Source organism: Streptomyces sp. WAC06614 (genome assembly GCF_003949795.1).
Taxonomy (GTDB): domain Bacteria; phylum Actinomycetota; class Actinomycetes; order Streptomycetales; family Streptomycetaceae; genus Streptomyces.
The window spans coordinates 1-6,640 of record NZ_RPRY01000361.1 but is presented as its reverse complement, the minus strand read 5'-3'; the positions used below and the strand labels follow the sequence as shown (position 1 = coordinate 6,640).

The window sequence follows — 6,640 nt, the reverse complement described above, 5'->3', positions numbered from 1 at the left end:
GACTAAGGCGATGTCCGGCCAATCGCTCGGCGCGGGTCGGCGCGGTGTCCTCACGCCCCGGCCCCGCCGCCCGGGCGTGAGGACACCGCGCCGACCCGCGCCGAGCGATTGGCCGGACATCGCCTTAGTCAGCCGTGCCGGGGATTCCTACGATTCCGTTACCCGGCCTCCACGGGCCCGGTTCCCCCCTCGCGTGCGCCACGCATCGACGCGCGCCATGTCTTGTCATGGGCATGGCATTCCCCGCGCTGCTCGCGCTCCTCTCGTGCATCCGTCCTACGCCCAGGTCCGAGACGGTCCGGCGGACGTCCGCCGGGACCGCACCCCCCTGACCCCGCGGTACGCCGTCCTGCCCGCGTGCCGCCCGCTACCGCAGCAGTGGATTGGAGAAACATGGTCGGAGGACTGTGGGTGGGCGGCGCCATCGCCGCTCTGCTCACCGCCGCCCTTCCCGCACACCACCCCACCCCCTCGTCCATCGTCAAACCACCGCCCGACAAGATCGTCATCGAGATCGCCACGGTCAACGGGTCCGGCTGCCCCAAGGACACCGCGGCCATCGCCGTCTCGCAGGACAACACCGCCTTCACCGTGACCTACAGCGAGTACCTCGCCCAGCTGGGCGGCGGCGCGCCGCCCACCGCCGCCCGCAAGAACTGCCAGCTCAACCTGGTCGTGCACGTGCCCCACGGCTTCACCTACGCCGTCGCCAGCGCCGACTACCGCGGCTATGCCTCCCTCGCCCGTGGCGCCACCAGCACGCAGAAGGCCTCGTACTACTTCCAGGGCTCGCCGCAGACCGCCTACCGGACCCACACCTTCGGCGGCCCGTACGACGACAACTGGCAGGCGACGGACGACACCGACTGGGCGCAGCTGGTCTGGGCGCCCTGCGGGGTGCAGCGGAACTTCAACATCAACACCGAGCTCCGCATCAACAAGGGCACCTCGGCCCCCGGTTCGGTCAGTTACATGACCATGGACTCCACCGACGGTGACATCAGCACCATCTACCACCTGGCGTGGAAGGAGTGCCCGGACCGCTGAGCCCCGTCCGGCCGAGCCCTGGACGGCCGGGTCGTGCGACGGCCCGGCCGTCCGGTGCTCCGGCCGCCGCGCACGATCCGCCCGTGGTCGGCCCCGCCGCGTCACGCCCGTATGAGGCGGTCCGGGACGGCGGCGACCTGCTGCGCCCACTCCGTCAGCGTCGCCGCGTCCGCGGCGGACGCGCCGGCCCAGGCGACGTACCCGTCGGGCCGGATCAGGAACAGACCACGGCCGTAGGCCTCGTACGCGCCGATCCCGGCCGTGCGCAGATGGGGGAGCGGCGGCAGCTGCTCCGGCAGCGGGGTGTCCACGGCGAGCAGGGTGAAGTGCGGTCCCCGGAAGACGTCGAAGAGGCGCACTCCGTCGCGTCGGCCGTCCGGGGCGCGGTCGCCCGCGGTCAGGGCCTCCTCGGGCAGGTCCGGGCGGTGCTCCTGGGAGAGCGAGGAGTCCCGCACGTTCAGGCCGAGTTGGCGCGTGGCTGCTCCGCGTCGCGCCTCACCGCGGTGGATGCGGGTGGACAGGCCCAGCATCGCGGCCGCGTTGGGCAGCCGCTCCTCCTCGTAGGTGTCGAGCAGCGCCTCCGGCGCGCCGTCCCGCAGCACCGCGGCCAGCTTCCAGCCCAGGTTGTAGGCGTCCTGGATGCTGGTGTTGAGGCCCTGGCCGCCGGCCGGCGAGTGGATGTGGGCGGCGTCGCCGGCGAGGAAGATCCGGCCGTCGCGGAAGCGGTCGGCCAGCGCCGCGTTGACCGTGAAGTCGGAGGCCCAGCGGACCTCGATGACCTCCTCCGCGCGGACGTGGGTCAGCTCGGCGACCAGGGCGCGGACGTCCTCCGCGGTGAGGTCGGGGCGGACCTGCGGGTACTGGCCCACGAACTGGAACTCGTCCGTGTGGGGCAGCGGGCACAGGGCGGCGAAGCCCCGGCTGCCGTCCTCGGCCGCCGGGAAGATGTGCCAGTTGTCCCGGTCGAGCGAGCTGATCCTGACATCGGCGACGACCACCGGCGTCGGATCGACGCGTTCCCCGGTCATCCTGATGCCCAGCATGCGGCGCACCGCGGAGCGGCCGCCGTCGGCCCCGACCACGTACCGCACGCGCACGGTGCGGGCCTCGCCCCCTCCGGCCGGGGTCAGGACGGCGTCGACACCCTCGGCGTCCTGGGTGAAGGCGGTCAGCTCCTGGTCGAACAGCACCCTCCCGCCCAGCTCGTGCAGCCGGGCCAGCAGTATCTCCTGCGTGCGCCACTGCGGCAGCATCCACGGCCCCGTGTACGGAGCCTGCTCGGTGGCCGGGGCCTCGTCGAACATCCGGTGCTCGCCCATACGGGCCCCGTCCTTCCAGGTCATCCCGACCGGCGTCGGTCCACCCCGGCGCAGCGCCTCGTCGGCCACCCCGAGGTCGTGGAAGACCTCCAGTGTGCGCGGCTGGATGCCCTTGCCGCGGGAGCCGGGGAAGAGGGCCGGCGCGCGCTCCACGAGCAGCGGCCGCAGGCCGCGGCGCGCCAGGTCGCAGGCCAGTGTCAGGCCGGTCGGCCCGGCGCCCACGATCAGGACCTCGTGCGTGCCCCCGTGCTCGCTCGCGTACGCGCTCTCGTACGCGCTCTTGAACGTGCTCTCGTGCTCGTCCTGGTGTGCGCTCTCGTTCGCGCCCATGTCCATCGCATGCCTCCCGTTGATCCTGCGGGGCCGCACCGTGCGGCACCCCGGACGCTCCTTAACGCCGTTAAGGAAGGTCGCCTCACGAGAGTGCCCTTAACGCTGTTAAGCTGTCAACCCCCGCAAGGGTCGTTCCCGACGAAGGAGGAGAAGCACGCGATGTCCGCGTCCGACCGCACCCCGCCCCGTGTCCCGCCGCTGAGCCGTGAGACCGTCGCCGAGGCCGCCCTGCGCCTCCTGAACGAGACGGGGCTGGACAAGCTGACCCTGCGTGCCATCGCGACCGAGCTCAATGTGAAGGCCCCCGCGCTCTACTGGCACTTCAAGAACAAGCAAGAGCTCATCGACGAGATGGCCACCGAGATGTACCGGCGCATGACGGCCGAGGCGCCGTCCGGCGGGCCGGGGGTGTCGGAGCCGGGCTGGCGGGACCGGATCCTGGCCACCAACCGCGCGCTGCGGCACGCCCTGCTCGCCTACCGCGACGGCGCCCGCGTGTTCAGCGGCTCCCGCTTCACCGGCACCGAGCACGCCGAACAGCAGGAGGCCCAGCTCGCCGCCCTGTTGGCGGCCGGCTTCGAGCTCCCGCAGGCCGTGCGCACCCTCGTGACGACCTTCGTCTACACCCTCGGGTTCGTCACCGAGGAACAAGGCGTCCAGCCCATGGCCGGTGAGCGACGCGAGGGCTACGACATGGCCGAGCGCAGCGAACGCCTCGCCGAGTTCCCCCTCGCCGCCTCGGCCGGGACCCACATCTTCGAGGACTACGACGCCCACTTCGAGGAGGGTCTCCACCTCATCCTCGACGGCGTCGGCGCCCGCTACGGCATCCGCTGACCCGCCCGGATCACACCCGGCCGCCCGTTCCGCCGAGCGGCCCGTGCGCCGGCTCGCGGCCGGCGCACAGCAACGCCGCGTACAGGTCCAGCTTGTGGTCCAGCCGGGACAGGTCGCGGCCCGTGAGGGACTCCACCCGCTCGATGCGGGAGTGGACGGTGTTCACGTGCAGGTGGAGGGCCTCCGCCGTGCGGGCCGGTGCCGCGTCCGGGACACCCGCGAGCCCAGCACCCGGGGGTGCGCCAGCGCCTCCGCCGTCACGTCCCCGGACGTCGCCGCCAGGACGGCGTACGTCCACGCGCCGTCCGCCCTCAGCCGGGCGGCCGTCAGCGCCTCCTCCGCAGCGGCCGTGTCCGCCGGCCCCGCCGCCCCCGTTCCCGTGGCCGCCCCCGCCGACTCGATCACCGACACCAGCCGCACGCCGGCCGCCCGGGCGGCCGCGGCCCGCCGGGCCCGGCCGTCGCGGTACGGGCGAACACCTCGGCGATCTCGTGCAGCACCCGCGGCGGCGCCGCGTCCGCGTCCGGCAGGTGCAGGTGCAGGTGCCAGGCGTCGTACGGCGAGCTCTCGGCGGCGACCCGCAGCGTCAGCCCGCCCCGGGCCGTGCCGTCGACCGCGGCCGCCGCCCGCGGCACGGGAATCGCGGCCGCCGACGGCGTACGGGCCACCGTGCGGCCGCTGGCCGTCAGCAGGTGGCACGGCACCCGTCCGGGGTGCGCACAGGCCCGGACCAGCTCGGCCGGGACCCTGCCGTGCCGCCCGACTTCACCAACGCCCTGCGGGACGCGACCGGCGTCCGCTTCCCGCAGACCCCCGTGCCCCGGGACGTGGCTGGCAGCGGATGCAGGCCGGCCGGGTCGTGAGCAGCCGCCCTCAGTCGGCCGCCGGTTCCGGCGACGGCACCAGCCGGTCGCGCAGGAAGGCCACCGTCCGCTCGCGGGCCTTCAGGGCGGGGTGCCCGGGGGTCTCGCGGACCTCGTGGGTGATCACCGAGTGGGCGCGCGGGCCGAAGCCGTCCGCGTTCCCGGGGCGGGAGTCGAGCTCGATGTACGCGAAGGCGCTGCCGAGCCGCCGGCGCAGCGTCTCGAACCGCTCGGCCGGGACGAGACCGTCACCCGTGAACCGCAGGCCCAGCACGCACAGGTCGTCCTCCCGGGTGCGCCGGACCACCTCACCCAGCTCGCCCTCGGACAGCCCGGCGTCGGCGCGGCAGGCCTTGGTGACCGGCAGCGGCAGCGAGGGCTGGCTCATCACGGCGGCCAGCACCGACTCCTCCACGGCGGTGGCCAGGGCGAAACCGCCCGAGAAGCACAGGCCGATCACTCCGACGCCCGCGCCCGGGGTGCGTGCGGCCAGATCACGGGCCAGCGCCCGCAGATAGTCGGCCACGGGCCGCCGCCCGTCGGTGGCGAAGGCGAGGAACTCCCGGGAGACACAGGCCCGGGCTGTCGTCAGGGCCGCCCGCGCGCCGAAGGCCGGTGCGCCGGGGGTGCCGAACAGCGAGGGGACCACCACGGTGAACCCGCTGTCCACCAGATGCCGGGCCAGCCCCATCACCTCCGGGCTGATGCCCGGCAGCTCCGGCACCAGGACGACGCCCGGCCCCTCGCCCCGCTCGTAGCAGTCATGGGTGATGCCCTGCCAGGAGAAGGACTCCCGGCGCCATCCGGCCAACGGGGACACGGGGGCTGATCCGCTCAAGGTGACCTCTCAAGGGACGCGCGACGTCGATGCCTACCCGGCAGTATCCACCGCACCACCGACAGCCGGTTCCCGGGGTGTTGACGCTGCGCCAGACGGCCCAGGTGCGGGTGCGGCCCGCCGGTGCCGCGCCGACGCTGGATCCCGGCGCGGGCCGCCTCGGCTGCCCCCGGCCACCTCCATGCGCACGTACGAGAAGGGATCCCCCATGCTCAAGCCCGTGATGCTCGGTGGGGCAGCCGCCGTGCTGCTCGTCACCGCCGCCGCTCCGCCCGCGGGGGCCGACGACCTCGCCCCCGCCGGGAAGATCACGGTGGACGTGGCCACGGTCAACGGCTCGGGCTGCCGCCCCGGCAGCGCGGCCGTCGCGGTCGCCCCCGACAACACGGCCTTCACCGTCACCTACAGCGAGTACCTCGCCCGGGCCGGCGGGGACAGCACCGCGACCGAGGGCCGCAAGAACTGCCAGCTCTCCCTGGTCGTCAACGTCCCGCAGGGCTACACCTACGCCGTCGCCCAGGTCGACTACCGCGGGTTCGGCAGCCTCCAGCCGGGCGCGGTCGGCACCCAGAAGGCCAGCTACTACTTCCAGGGCATGAGCCAGACGGCCGCCCGCAGCCACCGCTTCCAGGGCGCGCTCGACGACAACTGGCAGGTCACCGACACGGCGGACATCCACGCCCTGGTCTTCGCACCCTGCGGGGAGAAGCGGAACTTCAACATCAACACCGAACTGCGCGCCGAGGTCGGCACGTCCGACGCGACCCGGACCAGCTACATGGCCCTGGACTCGACGGACGGCAGCATCAACAGCAAGTACCACTTCACCTGGAAGAAGTGCGCGACGCGCACCTGACCCCTCCTCCCTCCCTTCCTCCCGGCCGGCCGTCGGTCAGTGGTCGTAGGGGAAGAAGGAGCCCACCGCCGCCTCGAAGTGGGCCCGGGCCTCGGCCGAGCGGCCGGTCGGGGCCGAGACCCACACGTCGTAGAGCAGCCCGTTCTCCCAGCACAGGTCGATCGTGTGGCGGGGGCCCTCGGCGCTGTCGAAGCCCTTCCAGGTGAATTCCCAGCGCGCGGCGGGCCATCCGTGGTGGGTGGTCTCCTTCACGCTGTTGTCGCGGTACCCCGGGTTGGTCACCGGGCCCTCCCGGTCCGCGGCGCGCATCGAAGCGATCGCCCCACCGGGCGGGATCGCCCCGATCTTGATGCCCACGCGAATGTTGTCCCGCGTGATGTAGAAGATCCGTTCGCCGTCGGTCGAGCGCTGGGCCCCGTCCGGCACCAGCATGCTGAACCCGCGCGCGTCGCTCACCCGGGTGTACCCCGGCCGTTCGGTCAGGGGCGTGGACCGGGAGGGACCAGGGGCAGCGGACGTGCTCGGGGGGTCCGGCGGGACAGAGGAG

The 6,640-nt window shown here is 73.5% G+C and carries 8 protein-coding genes and 1 pseudogene; 3 read left to right on the top strand and 6 right to left on the bottom strand.

Going from position 1 to position 6,640, the window contains the following annotated elements:
* Positions 1 to 393 precede the first annotated feature (393 nt).
* Positions 394 to 1,047 carry a DUF4360 domain-containing protein gene (locus EF918_RS30665; protein ID WP_125652191.1) on the top strand — a complete coding sequence of 218 codons (654 nt, stop codon included), beginning with the start codon at positions 394 to 396 and terminating at the stop codon, positions 1,045 to 1,047.
* 101 nt (positions 1,048 to 1,148) lie between these two features.
* On the opposite strand, the gene EF918_RS30660 is transcribed toward EF918_RS30665, so the two are convergent.
* Complete coding sequence (locus EF918_RS30660) at positions 1,149 to 2,702, bottom strand: FAD-dependent monooxygenase (RefSeq protein ID WP_260610816.1); 1,554 nt, start codon at positions 2,700 to 2,702, stop codon at positions 1,149 to 1,151.
* 156 nt (positions 2,703 to 2,858) lie between these two features.
* Between EF918_RS30660 and EF918_RS30655 the strand changes: the two genes are divergently transcribed.
* On the top strand, positions 2,859 to 3,536 hold the full coding sequence (locus EF918_RS30655; protein ID WP_125652190.1) for a TetR/AcrR family transcriptional regulator: 678 nt from the start codon (positions 2,859 to 2,861) through the stop codon (positions 3,534 to 3,536).
* Between the two features lie 10 nt (positions 3,537 to 3,546).
* On the opposite strand, the pseudogene EF918_RS30650 reads toward EF918_RS30655, so the two are convergent.
* The 4 genes and pseudogenes from EF918_RS30650 to EF918_RS30635 form a co-directional block, all read right to left on the bottom strand.
* Positions 3,547 to 3,744: pseudogene (locus tag EF918_RS30650) on the bottom strand (helix-turn-helix domain-containing protein); the annotation flags it as partial.
* Positions 3,699 to 3,947 carry a hypothetical protein gene (locus EF918_RS37375; RefSeq protein ID WP_185921994.1) on the bottom strand — a complete coding sequence of 83 codons (249 nt, stop codon included), beginning with the start codon at positions 3,945 to 3,947 and terminating at the stop codon, positions 3,699 to 3,701. The pseudogene EF918_RS30650 and the gene EF918_RS37375, both read right to left, overlap by 46 nt.
* Positions 3,938 to 4,240, bottom strand: a complete 303-nt coding sequence (locus EF918_RS30640) for a hypothetical protein (RefSeq protein ID WP_125652189.1) — start codon at positions 4,238 to 4,240, stop codon at positions 3,938 to 3,940. The genes EF918_RS37375 and EF918_RS30640 overlap by 10 nt, the downstream gene beginning before the upstream one ends.
* A 169-nt stretch (positions 4,241 to 4,409) precedes the next feature.
* Positions 4,410 to 5,219: a dienelactone hydrolase family protein gene (locus EF918_RS30635; protein WP_260610815.1), complete on the bottom strand. Its 810-nt coding sequence runs from the start codon at positions 5,217 to 5,219 to the stop codon at positions 4,410 to 4,412.
* Between the two features lie 226 nt (positions 5,220 to 5,445).
* On the opposite strand from EF918_RS30635, the gene EF918_RS30630 reads away from it, so the two are divergent.
* Complete coding sequence (locus EF918_RS30630) at positions 5,446 to 6,093, top strand: DUF4360 domain-containing protein (RefSeq protein WP_125652187.1); 648 nt, start codon at positions 5,446 to 5,448, stop codon at positions 6,091 to 6,093.
* 36 nt (positions 6,094 to 6,129) lie between these two features.
* On the opposite strand, the gene EF918_RS30625 is transcribed toward EF918_RS30630, so the two are convergent.
* The gene (locus EF918_RS30625; RefSeq protein WP_125652186.1) at positions 6,130 to 6,549 is read right to left on the bottom strand and encodes a hypothetical protein; all 420 of its coding nucleotides are present in this window, start codon (positions 6,547 to 6,549) and stop codon (positions 6,130 to 6,132) included.
* Between the last annotated feature and the right edge of the window lie 91 nt (positions 6,550 to 6,640).